Here is a 17,692-nt window from a genome sequence, read left to right as displayed (position 1 = left end):
TCCCGGAGCCCTCTTCGGCGGCGGCGCCCTTGTCGGCCGTCGGCGCGGCGGCGGCGCCGTCCTGCGGCAGCGACGACGCGCCCACGGCGACGGTCAGCAGCGGGGCGCCGACGGGCAGTTCCTCGCCCTCGTCGCCGTACCGGGCGGTGACCACACCGCCGTACGGGCACGGCACCTCGACCATGGCCTTGGCCGTCTCGACCTCGACGACCGGCTGGTCGACGGCGACGACGTCCCCGACCTCGACCAGCCAGCGCACGATCTCCGCCTCGGTGAGGCCCTCGCCGAGGTCGGGCAGCTTGAACTCCAGCACCTGCGCCATCAGCTCTCCGCCTCCCACTGGAGCCTGGCGACCGCGTCGAGGATGCGGTCGACGCCCGGCAGATGGTGCCGCTCCAGCATCGGCGGCGGGTACGGGATGTCGAATCCGGCCACCCGCAGCACGGGCGCCTCCAGGTGGTGGAAGCACCGCTCGGTGACCCGCGCGGCGATCTCGGCGCCCGGTCCGGCGAAGCCGTTGGCCTCGTGGACGACGACCGCCCGTCCGGTGCGCCGCACGGACGCGCAGACCGTCTCGTCGTCGAACGGCACCAGGGAGCGCAGGTCGACGACCTCCAGGTCCCAGCCCTCCGCCCGCGCGGCCTCGGCGGCCTCCAGGCACACGGGCACGGACGGCCCGTACGTGATCAGGGTCGCGCTGCGGCCCGTGCGGCGCACGACGGCCCGGCCTATCGGCTCGACCTGCGCCGGGGTGTCCGGCGACCAGTCGGACTTCGACCAGTACAGCCGCTTCGGCTCCAGGAACACGACGGGGTCGTCGGACGCGATGGCCGCCCGCAGCAGCCCGTACGCGTCGGCGACCGTCGCGGGCGTGACGACATGGAGCCCCGGAGTCGCCATGTAGTACGCCTCGGAGGAGTCGCTGTGGTGCTCGACACCGCCGATGCCGCCGCCGTACGGCACACGGACGACCAGCGGCAGCGGCATCGCGCCCCGCGTCCGGTTCCGCATGCGTGCGACATGGCTGATCAGCTGCTCGAAGGCGGGGTAGGCGAACGCGTCGAACTGCATCTCGACGACGGGCCGCAGCCCGTACATCGCCATGCCGACGGCCGTGCCGAGGATGCCGGCCTCGGCGAGCGGCGTGTCCGTGCACCGGTCCTCGCCGAACTCCTTGGCGAGTCCGTCGGTGACGCGGAAGACACCGCCGAGCGTGCCGACGTCCTCGCCCATCACGTGGACGGTGGGGTCCTCGGCCATCGCGTCGCGCATGGCGCGCTGGAGGGCCTGGGCCATGGTGGCGGGCTTGGCTGCCACGGTGGTCATCGCACGTCACCTTCCGCCTCTGCGGCCAGCTCGGCCCGCAGTTGCGCCGCCTGTTCCCTGAGCTGTGCCGTCTGCTCCGCGAAGACGTGGCCGAACAGGTCCATGGGGTTAAGCTCCGCGTCGGCGTTCATCCGCTCGCGCAGCCGTGCGGCCATGGCCTCGGCCTCGTCGGCGGCCTGCCGTATGCCGTCCTCGTCGATGAGGTCACGGCTCGTCAGTTCCCGCTCCAGGAGCTGGATCGGGTCGTGGTGCCGCCAGGTCTCGACCTCGCTGTCACCGCGGTACCGGGTCGCGTCGTCGGCGTTCGTGTGGGCGTCGATGCGGTACGTCACGGCCTCGACGAGCGTGGGACCGCCGCCGCGCCGGGCGCGGGCCACGGCCTCGGACAGCACCTGGTGCACGGCGGCCGCGTCGTTGCCGTCGACGAGCCGGCCCGGCATGCCGTAACCGACCGCCTTGTGGGCCAGGGACGGGGCGGCGGTCTGCTTGGCCAGCGGCACGGAGATCGCGAAGCCGTTGTTCTGGACGAGGAAGACGACCGGCGCCTGCCACACGGCCGCGAAGTTCAGCGCCTCGTGGAAATCGCCCTCGCTGGTGCCGCCGTCGCCGACCATGGCGAGCGCCACGACGTCGTCGCCCTTGAGGCGGGCCGCGTGCGCCAGGCCCACCGCGTGCGGGAGCTGCGTGGCGAGCGGCGTGCACAGGGGAGCGATGCGGTGCTCGCGCGGGTCGTAGCCGGTGTGCCAGTCGCCGCGCAGCAGGGTGAGCGCCTCGACCGGGTCGAGGCCGCGCGCGACGGCGGCCAGGGTGTCGCGGTACGACGGGAACAGCCAGTCCCTGTCCTCCAGGACCAGGGCGGCGGCCACCTCGCAGGCCTCCTGGCCGGTGCTGGACGGGTACACCGCCAGCCGGCCCTGCTTGGTGAGCGCGGTCGCCTGCGCGTTGTACCGGCGGCCGCGCACCAGCTCGGTGTACAGCCGCCGGAGCAGCGCGGGGGCGAAACCGGCCGCGGCGTCCGTGCCGAGCACCCGATAGGGCTCGGGGTCCGGGAGCAGCGGCGCGGGATCGGTGCGCGGCTTCCACGCCGGCGGCGGGGTGGGCCGGTAAGAGGCCGCGCCGGGCAGCTCTTGGACCGTCATGACAGCACCTCCTCGTGGGAGTGGGCATAAGACCCGAGGGCGGCGCGGATGTGGCGCGCCTCACCTACCGATTGTTCGGTCGTGGGGCCATTTTGGCCACAGGCGCCCAGACCCTGTGGACAAACGGTTCTCCACAGCCTGGGATAGAGGCAGGTCGTCCACGAGAGGGAGGCGGGGGGACATGGCAGCTGAACAAATGGCCCGCGGCTGGGACCGGGCGGAGCAGGGCGACGAGCACATGCCGCCGCCACGCCCGCTCGACGCGATCGACCGGGACATCCTCCGGATCCTCCAGACGGATGGTCGCGCGTCGATACGGTCCGTGGCCGACCGGGTCCATGTGTCGCGTGCCAACGCGTACGCGCGGATCAACCGGCTCATCGACGACGGGGTGATCCGCGGGTTCACGGCTCGGGTCGACCACGAGCGTGCGGGGCAGGGCGCGTCGGCGTACATCACGCTCAAGATCGTGCAGAACTCCTGGCGCACGGTGCGGGAGAAGCTGCAGGCGCTGCCGGGTGCCGCGCACATCGCGCTGGTCAGCGGCGACTTCGACGTGCTGCTGCTGGTGCACACGCCGGACAACCGCAGCCTGCGGGAGCTGGTCCTGACCAGGATCCAGGCCATCCCGGAGGTGCTGTCCACGCGCACGCTGCTGGTGTTCGAGGAGACGGACCTCGACCGCCGGATCGCTGCCGACGAGACGTAAGGCCCAGGGGCGGGAACCCAAGGCCCAAGGGCCGGAACCCAAGGCCCAAGGGCCGAGACGTACGGCTCAGGGTGCGGTACGCAGTCCGTCGAAGGCGAGCCGTACGACCGTGTCGGCGAGCTGCCGGCGGTCGGCGCCGTCGGGCAGTGGCCGGTACCACTCGACGAGCGAGTTGACCATGCCGAACAGCAGCCGGGTCGCGAGCTTTATGTCGACGTCGGAGCGCAGGTCGCCGTCGGCGGCCGCCGCCTTCATCAGGTCGGCGATGCGGTGGTCGAAGTCGCGCCGCCGCTCCAGCGCCCAGCGCTCGGTGCGTGTGTTGCCGCGCACGCGCAGCAGCAGGGTCACGTAGGGCAGTTCGTCCATCAGCACCTCGACGGTGCGCCGGGTCACGTACTCGACCCGTTCGATCGCCCGCCCCTGGTTGGCCGGCGCCTCGTCGAGCACGGCGAACAGCCCGTCCAGGGCGCGGCTGACGGCCCGCCGCAGCAGCTCCTCCTTGCCCGTGACGTGGTGGTAGATGGACGACTTGGAGATACCGGCCGCCTTGGAGAGGTGCTCCATGGACGTGCCGTCGTACCCGCGCTCGTTGAACACGCGGACGGCGACGGAGAGCAGCGTCTCGGGCGTGTAGGTGTCGCGCCTGGCGGTGGTCATCACTGGTCCTCCGCGTCCTCGGCCCATCCCCGTCGGCTGGTCCCGAGGCAGGGTGCGTAGCGTCCTGTGGGGTAGCGCTTGTGCAGCTCCTCCAGAAGGTCGCGCACGCGCGCGTAGCCGACTCGCTCGCCCCATTCGAGTGGACCCACGGGGTAGTTCACGCCGAGCCGCATGGCCGTGTCGACGTCTTCGGCGGTGGCGACGCCGCGCTCCACGGCGTCCACGGCCACGTCGGCCAGCATGGCCACGGTCCGAGCGACGATCATGCCGGGAACGTCCCCGATCACGGACACCTTCTTGCCGAGCGCCTGGAACAGGCCCACGGCCTCGTTCAGCGCTTCCGGCGCGGTCGTGCCGGCCGTGGACAGGGCGATCCGGGTGGCGGCCGCGTAGTCCAGCGCGAGGTCGAAGTAGATGGGCTGCTCGTGGGAGAACTCGAAGGACGGCTCTCCGTCCGCGAGCTGGAGGCTGCTGCCGGACGGCAGGTCGATACAGCCGCGACCACCACGGCGGCGGACCTTGATCCCGGCCTTTTCGATCATCTCCACCAGGGGCTCGGCCGGCCCGAGGTCACCTCTCACGGTCACCTGCCGGGGCGGCTCCGCCGGGGCCGCGGTGTGCGGTTCGGGCCGCTCGGCCCCGTCCCCGTACGGGTACCAGCCCTGGCCCGTCTTACGGCCCAGGCGGCCCGACTCGACCAGGCGCCGCTGCGCGAGCGACGGCGTGAACTTCGGGTCCTGGAAGAAGGCGTCCCACACGGACCGGGTGACCGCCTCGTTGACGTCCTGCCCGATCAGATCCGTGAGTTCGAACGCGCCCATCCGGAAACCGCCGCACTCGCGCAGCACGGCATCGATCGTGGCCGGGTCGGCGCCCCGCTCCTCGTACACGCGCAGCGCCTCGGCGTAGAAGGGGCGTGCCACGCGGTTGACGATGAAGCCGGGGGTGTCGGCGCAGCGCACCGGGGTCTTGTCCCAGGCCCTGGCCGTCTCGTACGCGCGCGTGGCGACTGCCTCGTCGGTCGCGAAGCCGCTGACGATCTCGACGAGCGGCAGCAGCGGCGCCGGGTTGAAGAAGTGCATGCCGACGAACCGGCCGGGGCGGCGCAGCGCCCCGCCGATGGCCGTGACGGAGAGGGAGGAGGTGTTGGTGGCGAGCAGGCAGTCGTCGGAGACGACGTCCTCCAGCGCGGAGAACAGCTCCTGCTTGACGTCGAGCCGTTCGACGATCGCCTCGACGACCAGCGCCGCGTCCGCGAGCTCGGTGAGACCGGCGGCGGCGTGGAGGCGGCCCGCGGCGGTGTCGCGCGTGTCCTGGGTGAGGCGGCCCTTGGCGACGAGCCGGTCGAGGCGGCCGAGTACGGCCTCGGCGGCCTGCGCGGCGCGCCCGGGCGCGGCGTCGTGGAGCCGTACGGCGTGGCCGGCGACGAGGGCGACCTGGGCGATGCCCTGGCCCATGGTGCCCGCGCCGACGACGGCGACGGTGCTGCCGGGTGGGACGGCGGTCCCGGCCGCGGGGGCGGTGGCCTCTGTGTCGGTCATGTCAGTGATCCTCCCCGATGCGTTGTCCACATGTCCGAGAGACCCCCTTGTCCCGACCGATCGTTCGGTTACTCTAGCTCTGTCCGCCCGTCCCTGCCCAGCTCACCGAGGAGTTGGTCCGTCATGGCCGCCGCGCAGCTCACCCCCGACCACCTGGCCGACAGGCACCGGCCCACGCTCGACCAGGCGCTGGAGGCGATCCGTACGCGCGCGTACTGGTCCCCGCACCCGGAGCACCCCAAGGCGTACGGGGAGAACGGCTCGCTGAGCGCGGCCGACGGTCTCGCCGCCCACCAGGCCGTGCTGGGCGCCCGCTTCGAGCTGGACCAGCCGGGCACGGACGGCTGGACGGGCGGCGAGGTCTCCCCGTACGGCCCGGCGCTGGGCGTGGAGTACCCGCACGCCGACGTGGACGTCCTGCTGCCCGCCATGCGCGCGGGCCTCGCGAGCTGGCGCGATGCGGGCCCGGAGACCAGGGCCCTGGTCTGCCTGGAGATCCTCAAGCGGATCAGCGACCGGACCCACGAGTTCGCGCACGCGGTGATGCACACCAGCGGGCAGGCGTTCATGATGGCGTTCCAGGCCGGCGGCCCGCACGCGCAGGACCGCGGCCTGGAGGCCGTGGCGTACGCGTACGCGGAGCAGACGCGCACCCCCGCCGACGCCGAGTGGTCCAAGCCCCAGGGCAAGCGCGACCCGCTGGAGCTGCGCAAGACGTTCACGCCGGTCGGCCGCGGTGTCGCGCTGCTCATCGGCTGCAACACGTTCCCGACCTGGAACGGCTACCCGGGCCTGTTCGCCTCGCTCGCGACCGGCAACGCGGTGCTGGTCAAGCCGCACCCGCGCGCGGTGCTCCCGCTCGCCCTGACGGTGCGGGTCGCGCGCGAGGTGCTGGCGGAGGCGGGCTTCGACCCGAACCTGGTCGCGCTGGCCGCCGAGCGGCCCGGCGAGGGCATCGCCAAGACCCTGGCCGTCCGCCCCGAGGTCCGGATCATCGACTACACCGGCTCGACGTCGTTCGGCGACTGGCTGGAGACCCACGCCCGCCAGGCCCAGGTGTACACGGAGAAGGCCGGCGTCAACACCGTCGTCGTCGACTCGACCGACGACTACAAGGGCATGCTCTCCAACCTGGCGTTCTCGCTGTCCCTGTACAGCGGCCAGATGTGCACGACCCCGCAGAACCTGCTGATCCCGCGCGACGGCATCGCCACGGACGCCGGCCACAAGACGTACGACGAGGTCGTCACCGACCTGGCCGCCGCCGTCGACGGCCTCCTGGGCGACGACGCCCGGGCGAACGCGCTGCTCGGCGCACTCGTCAACCCGGACGTGAAGGCCCGCCTGGAGGCGGCAGCCGAGCTCGGCGAGGTCGCCCTGACCTCCCGCGAGGTGGCCAACCCCGACTTCCCGGACGCCGTCGTACGCACACCGCTGATGGTCAAGCTCGACGGTTCCAAGCCGGACGCCGAGGCGGCGTACATGTCGGAGTGCTTCGGCCCCGTCTCGTTCGCCGTCTCCGTCGACTCGACGGACACCGCCCTGGACCTGCTGCGCCGCACGGTCCGCGAGAAGGGCGCCATGACGGTCGGCGCCTACACGACGTCGGACGAGGTGGAGCGCGCGGTCGAGGAGGTCTGCCTGGAGGAGTCGGCGCAGCTCTCGCTCAACCTGACGGGCGGCGTGTACGTGAACCAGACGGCGGCGTTCTCCGACTTCCACGGCTCGGGCGGCAACCCGGCGGCGAACGCCGCGCTGTGCGACAGTGCCTTCGTCGCGAACCGCTTCCGCGTGGTGGAGGTCCGCCGCCCCGCCTGAGACCGGGCCCCGACCCCGAGGCCCCGGGCCCGAGCCGGCGGGCCCCTCGGGCGGGAGCCGCTGTCAGACGGACGGCTCGGCGATCTCCGCGTACCGCTGCACCCAGGCGTGCATGGCGATCGCCGCGGCCGCCCCGGCGTTGATCGACCGCGTCGACCCGAACTGGGCGATCGAGCAGACCGTACGGGCGTGCTTCCGGGCCTCCTCGGTGAGGCCCGGGCCCTCCTGTCCGAACAGCAGCACACAGCGGCGGGGCAGCACGGTCCGCTCCAGCGGAACGGCGCCCGGCAGGTTGTCGATCCCGATGATCGGCAGATCCTCGGCCTCGGCCCACGTGGTCAGGGACGCCGTGTCCGGGTGGTGCCGGACGTGCTGGTACCGGTCGGTGACCATGGCGCCGCGCCGGTTCCAGCGCCGCCGCCCCACGATGTGGATCTCCTTGGCGAGGAACGCGTTGGCGGTGCGCACCACGGACCCGATGTTGAAGTCGTGGCCCCAGTTCTCCACGGCCACGTGGAAGTCGTGCCGGCGCGTGTCCAGGTCGGCGACGATCGCCTCCCGCGTCCAGTAGCGGTAGCGGTCGACGACGTTGCGCCGGTCCCCGTCGGCGAGCAGCTCGGGGTCGTACCGCTCGTCCTGCGGCCAGGGCAGGGGGTGCGGTCCGACCCCGACCTCGGGGCCGTAGCCGTCGTCGTACTGGAGGGGCTCGGTGCCGGTGGGGGTCTCGCTGCTCACCCGACGAGAGTACGGCCCTCGCGCGCGTCCTCGTCCGGCGCCGGCTCCTGGACCGGCACCGGGGCCCGCCTGCGTCCCAGCCGGTGCCGGAGGCCGCGGCCGCGGCCCTCCAGCCACAGCAGGAAGACGGTCGGCAGGAAGACGGCGTCGGCGGCGATCATCGCGAGCGAGAAGAACGGCAGTCCGAGCAGCACCGCGATCCCCGCGTGCTCCAGCATCATCACCGCCAGCAGGACGTTCTTGACCCGCCGGTTGAACAGCGTGAACGGGAACGCCACCTGCACGACGACCGTGCCGTACGTGAGGAGCATGACAACCAGACCGCCCTGCGCCAGCAGATCGGACAGGGCCGGCCACGGCGTGAAGTAGTCAAGTTTGAGCGGGTAGTACAGCGCGGTGCCGTCCTGCCAGCGCGAACCCTGGATCTTGTACCAGCCGGCCGTGGCGTAGATCAGGCACACCTCGGCCATGATCACCGCGAGCGTGGCGTTGTGCGTCAGATTCGCGATGACGTCGAGCAGCGTGCGGGGCTCTCCCGGCGCGAAGGTGCTCATCAGCCACCACACGCCCTGCGCCAGCCACAGCAGCCACAGGAGCACCAGCAGCCAGGGCTCGCCGGAACGGTCGCGGAACAGCGTCGCGGCCACCAGGCCGAAGCCGAGCACCGCCCAGAGCACCGCACCGCCCGGATCGAAGGCGTCCCCACGGCGGGCCCGCCGGCGGGCATCCACCGACCAGACCTGCCCGCAACGGGTCAGGACCAGGTAGAACGCCATGAGGTGGATGACGTTGTCGCCGCCGTCGCCCATGAAGACGGAGCGATTCTGCAGCGACAGCACCCCCACCATGAAGATCACCGAGGTGGCCCGGGTGCGCCAGCCGGCCATCAGCAGGGCACTGGAGAGCACGGCGACCGCGTACACGATCTCGAACCAGATCGTGGAGTCGGACCACATGAGCACGGTGAAGGAGTGGTTCTCCCCGATGAGCTGCCGGGCCATGTCCCAGGCCCAGGGACCCTCGGGTCCGTACAGCTCGTGGCGGTGCGGGAACTCCCGCAGCAGGAAGAACAGCCAGGTCGCGGCGAAGCCGATGCGCACGACGGCGGTCTGGTACGGACCGAGTGCGGCTCCGGTGATCCGCTGGAGCCCGCGCAGCGCCCGGCGGTCGAACGGCTCCCGACGCGGCGCGGCCGCCTCGCGACCGGGGGCGGCCGCCTCCCGATCGGGGGCGGCAGTCTCGCGACCGGGGATGGCGGGATTCACCGGGCGCCCTCCTCGGTGGAGCCGCCGGACACGCCGCCCGCGAGGTCGGCTGCGGTCACGGTCCACCACGGCAGGACCCGGTGGTAAGGGCGCGTGTCGATCTTCTCGTCGCTCCACGGAGGTGCGGGGACGCCCGTCGTCGCGGAGCGCACCTGTATCCGCTCGATCTTCCCGCCCAGGTCGTGCTCCTCCAGCCGCATCAGCACGATCCGCCGGATGTAGCGCTCGGACAGCTGCCCGCGCAGACCGTTCGGCTCGTTGCCCTCGCCATGCCAGTTCACATAGAAGTCCCAGGCCCGGCGCAGTTCGTTCTGGTGCACGTGGCTGGGGAAGGGGTTGCCGCGGATCGCCGCGCCGTCCTCGGCGGACAGGTCGATCCAGGGGGTCGTGCCGCGCGCGCCGCCACGGTTCACCTCGGCGCGGACCTGCACGGCGATGTTCTGCTGGAGCGGGTTGGGTGCGAAGAGCTTCCAGTTCTGCTCGAACTCCGGCATCACCCAGTCGTTGACCGCCTCGCCGTGCTCCTTGGTGACGGTGTTCGCGGGAGCGACGTGCAGGAACACCATGGCCAGGTGGTAGCAGGCGAGGAACCCGATCGCCGCGAGCGCGACACCGGCCACGACCTGCCCGGGAAGCGAGAGTGCGGCTATACCGCTCCGGGACGCGTCCGCGGACGCCTCGACGGCTGCGGGCCCGGGGGGCTCCGCGGGCACGGGCGGCTCAGCAGGGACGGCGGGCCGAGGTGGGTCGGCGGGGTCCGCGAGTTCCGCGAGTTCCGCGGGGTCGGCTGCGTCGGCTGCGTCGGCGTTCAGGTCACCGGCGGCCCACCGGGTCCCCCCGCGCTGCTCGTCGTACGACTCCATCCCGCCCCGATCCGCATCGATCCACCGCAGTTATCCACAGGGTTGACACCATACGGGCCGCCGACCGACCATTGAAGTCATTCAACCGAACGATCGGTCGGTAGGGGGCCCGATGACGGCAGTGACCACGGACTCTCCGGAGGCGTACGAGGCGGTGTTCGACGCCGCCGTCGCCGCCGATGAGCGCATCGAACCGCGCGACTGGATGCCGGACGCGTACCGCGCCACGCTGGTCCGGCAGATCGCGCAGCACGCCCATTCCGAGATCATCGGAATGCAGCCCGAGGCCAACTGGATCACGCGGGCACCTTCACTGCGGCGCAAGGCCATCCTGATGGCCAAGGTGCAGGACGAGGCGGGCCACGGCCTGTACCTGTACAGCGCCGCCGAGACGCTCGGCACCGGCCGCGACGAACTCCTGGACAAGCTCCACACCGGCCGCCAGAAGTATTCGTCGATCTTCAACTACCCCACGCTGACCTGGGCCGACGTCGGCGCCATCGGCTGGCTCGTGGACGGCGCCGCGATCACCAACCAGGTGCCGCTGTGCCGCTGCTCCTACGGCCCGTACGCCCGCGCGATGGTCCGGATCTGCAAGGAGGAGTCCTTCCACCAGCGCCAGGGATACGAGGCCCTGCTCGCCCTGTCGAACGGCACCCCGGCCCAGCACGCGATGGCGCAGGACGCGGTGGACCGCTGGTGGTGGCCCTCCCTGATGATGTTCGGCCCGCCCGACGACGAGTCGGCGCACTCCGCCCAGTCCATGGCGTGGAAGATCAAGCGCCACTCGAACGACGAGCTGCGTCAGCGCTTCGTCGACATCTGCGTCCCGCAGGCCGAGTCCCTCGGTCTCACGCTCCCCGACCCCGACCTGCGGTGGAACGAGGAGCGGGGGCACTACGACTTCGGCGTGATCGACTGGGAGGAGTTCCGCCAGGTCCTCAAGGGCAACGGCCCCTGCAACGAACAGCGGATCACACAGCGCCGCCGGGCCCACGAAGAGGGAGCCTGGGTCAGGGAGGCGGCGGCCGCGTACGCCGCGAAGCACGCCACGAACGGCACGCACAGCAAGACCGGCACGACCGGCGAGAACGGCACGACCGGCGAGAACGGGGAGGCGACGGCATGACGACCAGCGACTGGCCGCTGTGGGAGGTGTTCGTGCGCTCGCGCCGCGGGCTGTCCCACACCCATGCCGGCAGCCTGCACGCCCCGGACGCGGAGATGGCCCTGCGCAACGCCCGCGACCTGTACACGCGCCGCAACGAAGGCGTGTCGATCTGGGTCGTGCCGTCCGCCGCGATCACCGCGTCGTCCCCCGACGAGAAGGACCCGTTCTTCGAGCCGTCCGCGGACAAGCCCTACCGACACCCGACCTTCTACGAGATCCCCGAGGGGGTGCAGCACCTGTGACCGCCTCCGTGAACACCGCGGCCGCTCTCGCCCTCGGTGACGACGCCCTGGTGCTGTCGCACCGCCTGGGGGAGTGGGCGGGCCACGCGCCCGTCCTGGAGGAGGAGGTCGCCCTCGCGAACATTGCCCTGGACCTGCTCGGCCAGGCCCGGGTGCTGCTCTCCCTCGTCGGTGACGAGGACGAGCTGGCTTTCCTCCGCGAGGAGCGCGCCTTCCGCAACGTGCAGCTCGTCGAGCAGCCGAACGGCGACTTCGCCCACACCATCGCCCGCCAGCTGTACTTCTCCACCTACCAGCGGCTCCTGTACGGCCGGCTGTCCGCGGACGGCGGCCACGGCGACCTGACGGGCCTCGCCGCGAAGGCGGTCAAGGAGGTCGCCTACCACCAGGACCACGCCGAGCAGTGGACGCTGCGGCTCGGCGACGGCACGCCCGAGAGCCACGAGCGGATGCAGCGGGCCTGCGAGGCACTGTGGCGCTTCACGGGGGAGCTGTTCCAGCCGGTCGAGGGCGTCGACGTGGACTGGCGGGAGCTGGAGTCCGACTGGCTGGCATCGGTGTCCGCCGTACTGGAGCGGGCCACGCTCAGCCTGCCCGAGGGGCCGCGGAACACGGCCTGGAGCGCGGGCGCCGGCCGACAGGGCGTGCACACCGAGTCCTTCGGCAGGATGCTCGCCGAGATGCAGCATCTGCACCGCAGCCACCCGGGGGCGTCATGGTGACCATGACGCCGCTCGAGGAGGAGCTGAGCCGGCTGGCCGGCTCGGTCCCCGACCCGGAGCTGCCCGTGCTGACCCTGGAGGAGCTGGGCGTCCTGCGCGGCGTGGAGGTCCTCGGCCCCGGCAAGGTGAAGGTGCAGCTGACCCCGACCTACACCGGCTGCCCGGCCATCGAGGCGATGTCCTCGGACATCGAACGGGTGCTGCACGAGCACGGCATACCCGAGGTCTCCGTCGTCACGGTCCTCTCCCCCGCCTGGTCCACCGACGACATCAGCGACGAGGGCCGCCGCAAGCTCGACGAGTTCGGCATCGCCCCGCCCCGCCGGCAGGAACAGGGCGGCCCGGTGCCCGTCTCGCTCGCCATCCGCTGCCCGCACTGCGGCTCGACCGACACCGAGCTGCTGAGCAGGTTCTCCTCGACCGCGTGCAAGTCACTGCGCCGCTGCGCCTCCTGCCGCGAACCCTTCGACCATTTCAAGGAGTTGTAGATGTTCCATCCGCTCCGGGTGAGCGAGGTCGAGCGGCTCACGGACGACTCGGTGGCCGTCACCTTCGCCGTACCGGCCGAGCTGCGCGAGGCCTTCCGCCACACGCCTGGCCAGCACGTCACCCTCCGCCGCACCTCCGAAGCCGGCGAGGAGATCCGCCGCACCTACTCGATCTGCTCCCCGGCCGCGCCCCCCGGCACGGACCCGGTGCTGCGGGTGGGCATCCGGCTGGTCGACGGCGGCGAGTTCTCGACGTACGCCCTCAAGGAGCTCGCGGTCGGGGACGTCGTCGAGGTCATGGAGCCCATGGGCCGGTTCGTCCTGGCCCCGCGCCCCGGGCACTTCGCGGCCATCGTCGGCGGCAGCGGCATCACGCCGGTGCTGTCGATCGCGGCGACGCTGCTGGCCGAGCGGCCGGAGGCCCGGTTCTGCCTGATACGCAGCGACCGCACGGCCGCGTCGACGATGTTCCTGGACGAGGCGGCGGACCTCAAGGACCGTTACCCCGACCGGTTCCAGCTGATCACCGTGCTCTCCCGCGAGGAGCAGCAGACCGGTCTGCCGTCGGGCCGTCTCGACGAGGAGCGCCTGACGCGGCTCCTGCCGGCGCTGCTGCCGGTCGGCGAGGTGGACGGCTGGTTCCTGTGCGGACCGTTCGGTCTTGTCCAGGGCGCCGAGCAGGCGCTGCGGGACCTCGGCGTGGAGAGGAACCGCGTCCACCAGGAGATCTTCCATGTGGACGACGGCTCGGCCACGACCCGCGCCCGGGTGCCCGGCGAGGCCGCGCACGCGACGCTGACGGCGACCCTCGACGGACGTTCCGGGAAGTGGCCGGTCCAGGAGGGCGAGTCCCTGCTGGACACGGTGCTCCGCAGCCGCTCGGACGCCCCGTACGCCTGCAAGGGCGGTGTGTGCGGCACCTGCAGGGCGTTCCTGGTCTCCGGCGAGGTCCGCATGGACCGCAACTACGCCCTGGAGTCGGAGGAGACCGAGGCCGGCTACGTCCTGGCCTGCCAGTCGCACCCGATGACGCCCGAGGTGGAGCTGGACTTCGACCGCTGACGACCGCTGAAGACCGCTGACGCCCCGGGCGGCCGCAGGCGGTTACAGGACGACGGGTGCGGCGCCGTGGTCGGTGGTCATGGGCCGGCCGGCGCCCTCCCAGGCGAGCATGCCGCCGTCGATGTTCACCGCGTCGATGCCCTGCTGGACCAGGTACTGGGTGACCTGGGCGGACCGGCCCCCGACGCGGCACATCACATAGGCGCGCCGCCCGTCGGCCACCGCCTCGGTCACCTCGCCGAAGCGAGCGACGAAGTCGCTCATCGGGACATGCAGCGCGCCCTCGACGTGCCCGGCCGCCCACTCGTCGTTCTCCCGGACGTCCAGGACCAGCGCGTCGGCGGGCACGGACGCGACGTCCACGGTGGGCAGCGGTGCGAAGTTCATCGATCAGGCCTTCTCTTGTGGCAGCGGGCGGGACATGGCGCTGAGTCCCAGGATGGCATCCCGGCTCAGGAACCCAGGAGAACGGCGAGTTCCGCCTCGCGCTGGGACACCTGGGCCAGCAGTTGCTCGGCGACCTCGTCGAGGAGCCGGTCCGGCTCCTCGGGCGCCAGCCGCAGCATCGCGCCGATCGCGCTCTCCTCCAGCTCCCGGGCGACCGCCGTCAGCAGCTCCTTGCGGTGCGCCAGCCACTCCAGGCGGGCGTAGAGCTCCTCGCTCTCGCTCAGCTCCGGCACGGCCGGCGCGGGCCCCGCCGCCCACTCCTCCGCCAGCTCCCGCAGCTGCGCCTCGTCCCCGCGGGCGTAGGCGGCGTTCACGCGCGTGATGAACGCGTCGCGCCGCTTGCGCTCCTCCTCGTCCCTGGCGAGGTCGGGGTGCGCCTTGCGGGCCAGCTCGCGGTAGAGCTTGCGGGCCTCGTCGCTCGGCCGGACGCGCTTGGGCGCCTGCACGGGCTGCTCGTTCAACATCGCCGCGGCCTCCGGGGAGAGGCCGTCGGAGTCGATCCAGTTGTGGAACAGCTCCTCGACGCCGGGCATCGGCAGCACCATCGCCCGGGCCTCCTCCGCCTTGCGCAGGTCCTCCGGGTCCCCGGTGCGGGCAGCCCGGGCCTCCGCGATCAGCGCGTCCAGCTCGTCGAGACGCGCATACATGGGGCCCAGCTTCTGGTGGTGCAGCCGCGAGAAGTTCTCCACCTCGACGCGGAAGGTCTCCACGGCGATCTCGAACTCGATCAGCGCCTGCTCCGCCGCCCGCACAGCCCGCGCCAACCGCGCCTCGGGCGCCTCGGGTGCCTCGGTGGCGGCAGCCGCCCCCGGTACGGCCTCGGGCGCCTCGGGTGCCTCAGGGGCGTCGGGCGCCAGGGGTGCGGGGGTGCCGGTCACGTCGTCGCTCGGGGTCGTCACCCGACCAGACTACGGGCGACCCGCACCCGTACGTCACACCCCCAGCTCGGCGGCGACGCGCCCGCTGCGGACGGCCGCCACCAGGTCGGCGTGATCGGCCTCCGTACGGTCCGCGTACGCCACCGCGAACCGCGCGACCGCCGCGTCGAGCTCGTCGTTCTTACCGCAGTACGCCGCGATCAGCCGCGGGTCGGCGCTGTGCGCGTGCGCCCGAGCCAGCAGCGCGCCCGTCATCCGCCCGTAGTCGTCGACCTGGTCGGCGGACAGCGCCGCCGGGTCCACGCTGCCCTTGCGGTTGCGGAACTGCCGCACCTGGTACGGCCGGCCCTCCACGGTCGTCCACCCGAGCAGGCTGTCGCTGACCACCTGCATCCGCTTCTGCCCCAGCACGACCCGCCGCCCCTCGTGCCCCGTCTCCTCGGCCGCGAACCCGGCGGCGGGCAGATACGGCACCATCGCCGAAGGCCGCGCCTCCTTCACCTGGAGGACCAGGGGCTCGCCCCGGTGGTCCAGGAGCAGCACCACGTACGACCGCGTGCCCACACTGCCCGTGCCGACGACGCGGAACGCCACGTCGTGGATCGCGTACCGCGCCAGCAGCGGCAGCCGGTCCGGCGGCAGCGTCTCCAGGTACGGGCCCAGCGCGGCCGCGACCGCCGCCGCCTCCCCGTCCGGCACCCGGCGCAGCACCGGCGGCGCATCGACGAACCGCCGCCCGCCGTCCTCGCACCGCTCCGTCGACTTGGCCGCGAACCGGGCGCTGGTGTTCCTGCGCGCCTTCTCCGCCACCCGCTCCAGCGTGCCCAGCAGGTCCCGCGCGTCCGTGTGCGAGACGAGTTCCTCGTCGGCGATGGCGTTCCAGGCGTCCAGCACCGGCAGCTTGGCCAGCAGCCGCATGGTCCGCCGGTACGCGCCCACCGCGTCGTAAGCGGCCGCCCGGCAGATGTCCTCGTCGGCCCCGGCCTCCCGCCCTGCGAGCACAAGCGACGCGGCCAGCCGCTTGACGTCCCACTCCCACGGGCCTGCCACGGTCTCGTCGAAGTCGTTGAGGTCGATGACGAGCCGGCCGCGCGCGTCGCCGTACAGCCCGAAGTTCGCCGCGTGCGCGTCCCCGCATATCTGCGCGGCCACCCCGGTGACCGGCGTCGCCGCCAGGTCGTGCGCCATCAGCCCGGCGGCCCCGCGCAGGAACGCGAAGGGCGTCGCCGCCATGCGCCCCACACGTATCGGCGCCAGCGCCGCCACCCGGCCCCGGCTGGACTCCTCGACCGCCCGCACCGCGTCCGGTCGCCCCGTGCGCAGCACCAGCGCGTCGTGCGCGGCGCGCGGCACCCGCTCCCGCAGTGCCCTGCCCCGCGCCTTCGGCCCGTCCAGTCCGGCCTCCGCGTACGCCCCGGCCCGGCGCCGCGCGAACCCCGGCACCTCCGGGATCCGCCCATCGGCGCCGCCACCCGTCCGCTGGGCCGGCACCGCAGCGTTGATCTCGTCCATGAGCCCCCCGTTCTCCCCAGGCCGAACCGGCCTCCCCAGGCTGAACCAGCCGAACCGGCCGAACCGGCCGAACAGCACAGCAGCCATGACCGTACTCGGGCGCCCGCCCCGCGTCTCCCCCTGTGGAAAGCGCGGTGGAAACGAGAACGAACCCCATCGTTTTCACGATGGGGCTCGTTCGCTGGTGCGCGAGGGGGGAGTTGAACCCCCACGCCCTTGCGGGCACTGGAACCTGAATCCAGCGCGTCTGCCTATTCCGCCACCCGCGCATTGGGTGTTGTCTCCCTCGGCCCCACCTCGTTCGGTGCGACCGCCTGGCGACATCTGAAGATTAGCACGTCGCGAGAGGTGGTTTCACATCCGTTTGTTTCGGGGGCCCGCCCGGCGAACAAGGAGAGGGGGACGGAGAGGAAGCGGAGCAGAACCGAGCGGAACGGAGAGGAAGCGGAGCAGAACGGAGCGGGACAAGGAGGAGACGGAACGGAACGCGGTCCCTCGACCCCCGCTCCTCCAGGGTGTGCCGCGGGTGCGGGACACTGTCCACAGGGCGCCTCTACGATCCGTGTGGGAGATGTGAGAGGTGACACTCGTCCACAGGGCAGAGAAGGGGAACCAGCCGATTTCCCGACGCGTGGATACGATCAGTAAGCAGTACCAGGACGGCAACGACGGAGGAGGTGCCCCATGGGAGTCCTGAAGCGGTTCGAGCAGCGTCTCGAAGGCCTGGTCAACGGCACCTTCGCCAAGGTCTTCAAGTCCGAGGTCCAGCCTGTCGAGATCGCCGGGGCCCTCCAGCGGGAGTGCGACAACAACGCGACGATCTGGAACCGGGAGCGGACGGTCGTCCCCAACGACTTCATCGTCGAGCTGAGCGCCCCCGACTACGAGCGCCTCAGCCCCTACTCCGGGCAGCTCGGCGACGAGCTCGCGGGCCTCGTCCGCGACTACGCGAAGCAGCAGCGGTACACGTTCATGGGCCCCATCAAGGTCCACCTGGAGAAGGCCGACGACCTCGACACCGGCCTGTACCGCGTCCGCAGCCGCACCCTCGCCTCCAGCTCCTCGCAGTCCGCGCACACCCCCGACGGCGGCCCCGCGGGCCCGCCGCACGGCCAGG

General features: G+C 72.2%; 19 protein-coding genes and 1 tRNA gene. 8 read left to right on the top strand and 12 right to left on the bottom strand.

The window, feature by feature from the left end; all coding sequences use genetic code 11:
• From HTZ82_RS00255 to pdhA, 3 genes are all read right to left on the bottom strand, one after another.
• A partial coding sequence (locus HTZ82_RS00255; RefSeq protein WP_309235246.1) for a biotin/lipoyl-containing protein occupies positions 1–340 on the bottom strand: 340 nt, incomplete at its 3' end.
• Positions 322–1,326, bottom strand: a complete 1,005-nt coding sequence (locus HTZ82_RS00250; RefSeq protein WP_175407180.1) for an alpha-ketoacid dehydrogenase subunit beta — start codon at positions 1,324–1,326, stop codon at positions 322–324. The genes HTZ82_RS00250 and HTZ82_RS00255, both read right to left, overlap by 19 nt.
• Positions 1,323–2,465, bottom strand: coding sequence for a pyruvate dehydrogenase (acetyl-transferring) E1 component subunit alpha (gene pdhA, locus HTZ82_RS00245; protein WP_175407179.1), 1,143 nt, complete (start codon positions 2,463–2,465; stop codon positions 1,323–1,325). Before pdhA ends, HTZ82_RS00250 begins: the two co-directional genes overlap by 4 nt.
• Before the next feature lie 196 nt (positions 2,466–2,661).
• Here pdhA and HTZ82_RS00240 point away from each other — a divergent pair, with 196 nt between their 5' ends.
• On the top strand, positions 2,662–3,174 hold the full coding sequence (locus tag HTZ82_RS00240) for an Lrp/AsnC family transcriptional regulator (protein ID WP_175407184.1): 513 nt from the start codon (positions 2,662–2,664) through the stop codon (positions 3,172–3,174).
• Between the two features lie 66 nt (positions 3,175–3,240).
• Here HTZ82_RS00240 and HTZ82_RS00235 read toward each other — a convergent pair whose 3' ends face one another.
• Together HTZ82_RS00235 and HTZ82_RS00230 are read right to left on the bottom strand one after the other, a co-directional pair.
• Entirely contained in the window at positions 3,241–3,831 is a 591-nt protein-coding gene (locus tag HTZ82_RS00235) for a TetR/AcrR family transcriptional regulator (protein WP_175407178.1), read from the bottom strand.
• Entirely contained in the window at positions 3,831–5,372 is a 1,542-nt protein-coding gene (locus tag HTZ82_RS00230) for a 3-hydroxyacyl-CoA dehydrogenase (protein WP_175407177.1), read from the bottom strand. The genes HTZ82_RS00235 and HTZ82_RS00230 overlap by 1 nt, the downstream gene beginning before the upstream one ends.
• Before the next feature lie 123 nt (positions 5,373–5,495).
• Between HTZ82_RS00230 and paaN the strand changes: the two genes are divergently transcribed.
• On the top strand, positions 5,496–7,190 hold the full coding sequence (paaN, locus tag HTZ82_RS00225) for a phenylacetic acid degradation protein PaaN (RefSeq protein WP_175407176.1): 1,695 nt from the start codon (positions 5,496–5,498) through the stop codon (positions 7,188–7,190).
• Positions 7,191–7,253: 63 nt separating this feature from the next.
• On the opposite strand, the gene HTZ82_RS00220 is transcribed toward paaN, so the two are convergent.
• The 3 genes from HTZ82_RS00220 to HTZ82_RS00210 are packed head-to-tail and all read right to left on the bottom strand — an operon-like array spanning position 7,254 to position 10,053.
• Complete coding sequence (locus HTZ82_RS00220) at positions 7,254–7,925, bottom strand: TrmH family RNA methyltransferase (RefSeq protein WP_175407175.1); 672 nt, start codon at positions 7,923–7,925, stop codon at positions 7,254–7,256.
• The gene (locus HTZ82_RS00215; protein WP_375540757.1) at positions 7,922–9,190 is read right to left on the bottom strand and encodes an HTTM domain-containing protein; all 1,269 of its coding nucleotides are present in this window, start codon (positions 9,188–9,190) and stop codon (positions 7,922–7,924) included. Before HTZ82_RS00215 ends, HTZ82_RS00220 begins: the two co-directional genes overlap by 4 nt.
• Positions 9,187–10,053: a DUF5819 family protein gene (locus HTZ82_RS00210; protein WP_175407174.1), complete on the bottom strand. Its 867-nt coding sequence runs from the start codon at positions 10,051–10,053 to the stop codon at positions 9,187–9,189. The genes HTZ82_RS00215 and HTZ82_RS00210 overlap by 4 nt, the downstream gene beginning before the upstream one ends.
• A gap of 112 nt (positions 10,054–10,165) precedes the next feature.
• Here HTZ82_RS00210 and paaA point away from each other — a divergent pair, with 112 nt between their 5' ends.
• The 5 genes from paaA to HTZ82_RS00185 are packed head-to-tail and all read left to right on the top strand — an operon-like array spanning position 10,166 to position 13,738.
• On the top strand, positions 10,166–11,182 hold the full coding sequence (paaA, locus tag HTZ82_RS00205) for a 1,2-phenylacetyl-CoA epoxidase subunit PaaA (protein ID WP_217623513.1): 1,017 nt from the start codon (positions 10,166–10,168) through the stop codon (positions 11,180–11,182).
• The gene (gene paaB, locus HTZ82_RS00200; RefSeq protein ID WP_175407173.1) at positions 11,179–11,466 is read left to right on the top strand and encodes a 1,2-phenylacetyl-CoA epoxidase subunit PaaB; all 288 of its coding nucleotides are present in this window, start codon (positions 11,179–11,181) and stop codon (positions 11,464–11,466) included. Before paaA ends, paaB begins: the two co-directional genes overlap by 4 nt.
• Positions 11,463–12,188, top strand: a complete 726-nt coding sequence (paaC, locus tag HTZ82_RS00195; RefSeq protein ID WP_175407172.1) for a 1,2-phenylacetyl-CoA epoxidase subunit PaaC — start codon at positions 11,463–11,465, stop codon at positions 12,186–12,188. Before paaB ends, paaC begins: the two co-directional genes overlap by 4 nt.
• Complete coding sequence (gene paaD / locus HTZ82_RS00190; RefSeq protein ID WP_175407171.1) at positions 12,182–12,676, top strand: 1,2-phenylacetyl-CoA epoxidase subunit PaaD; 495 nt, start codon at positions 12,182–12,184, stop codon at positions 12,674–12,676. Before paaC ends, paaD begins: the two co-directional genes overlap by 7 nt.
• Positions 12,677–13,738 (top strand): 2Fe-2S iron-sulfur cluster-binding protein, encoded by a 1,062-nt coding sequence (locus tag HTZ82_RS00185; protein ID WP_175407170.1) that lies wholly within the window; start codon positions 12,677–12,679, stop codon positions 13,736–13,738.
• A gap of 42 nt (positions 13,739–13,780) precedes the next feature.
• On the opposite strand, the gene HTZ82_RS00180 is transcribed toward HTZ82_RS00185, so the two are convergent.
• The 4 genes from HTZ82_RS00180 to HTZ82_RS00165 form a co-directional block, all read right to left on the bottom strand.
• The gene (locus HTZ82_RS00180) at positions 13,781–14,125 is read right to left on the bottom strand and encodes a rhodanese-like domain-containing protein (RefSeq protein WP_175407169.1); all 345 of its coding nucleotides are present in this window, start codon (positions 14,123–14,125) and stop codon (positions 13,781–13,783) included.
• A gap of 65 nt (positions 14,126–14,190) precedes the next feature.
• On the bottom strand, positions 14,191–15,084 hold the full coding sequence (locus HTZ82_RS00175) for a hypothetical protein (RefSeq protein ID WP_375540756.1): 894 nt from the start codon (positions 15,082–15,084) through the stop codon (positions 14,191–14,193).
• A 33-nt stretch (positions 15,085–15,117) separates the two neighbouring features.
• Positions 15,118–16,575: a DUF2252 domain-containing protein gene (locus tag HTZ82_RS00170; protein ID WP_175407168.1), complete on the bottom strand. Its 1,458-nt coding sequence runs from the start codon at positions 16,573–16,575 to the stop codon at positions 15,118–15,120.
• Between the two features lie 182 nt (positions 16,576–16,757).
• A tRNA-Leu gene (locus tag HTZ82_RS00165) sits at positions 16,758–16,844 on the bottom strand.
• A 415-nt stretch (positions 16,845–17,259) separates the two neighbouring features.
• Here HTZ82_RS00165 and HTZ82_RS00160 point away from each other — a divergent pair.
• On the top strand, positions 17,260–17,692 hold a 433-nt coding region (locus HTZ82_RS00160), incomplete at its 3' end, for a DUF3662 domain-containing protein (protein WP_175407167.1).

This window comes from Streptomyces sp. TRM64462 (assembly GCF_013362995.1).
In the GTDB taxonomy this organism is placed as follows: Bacteria; Actinomycetota; Actinomycetes; order Streptomycetales; family Streptomycetaceae; genus Streptomyces.
Note: the sequence above shows the minus strand (reverse complement) of the source record. Positions and strands in the feature narration are given on the sequence as shown.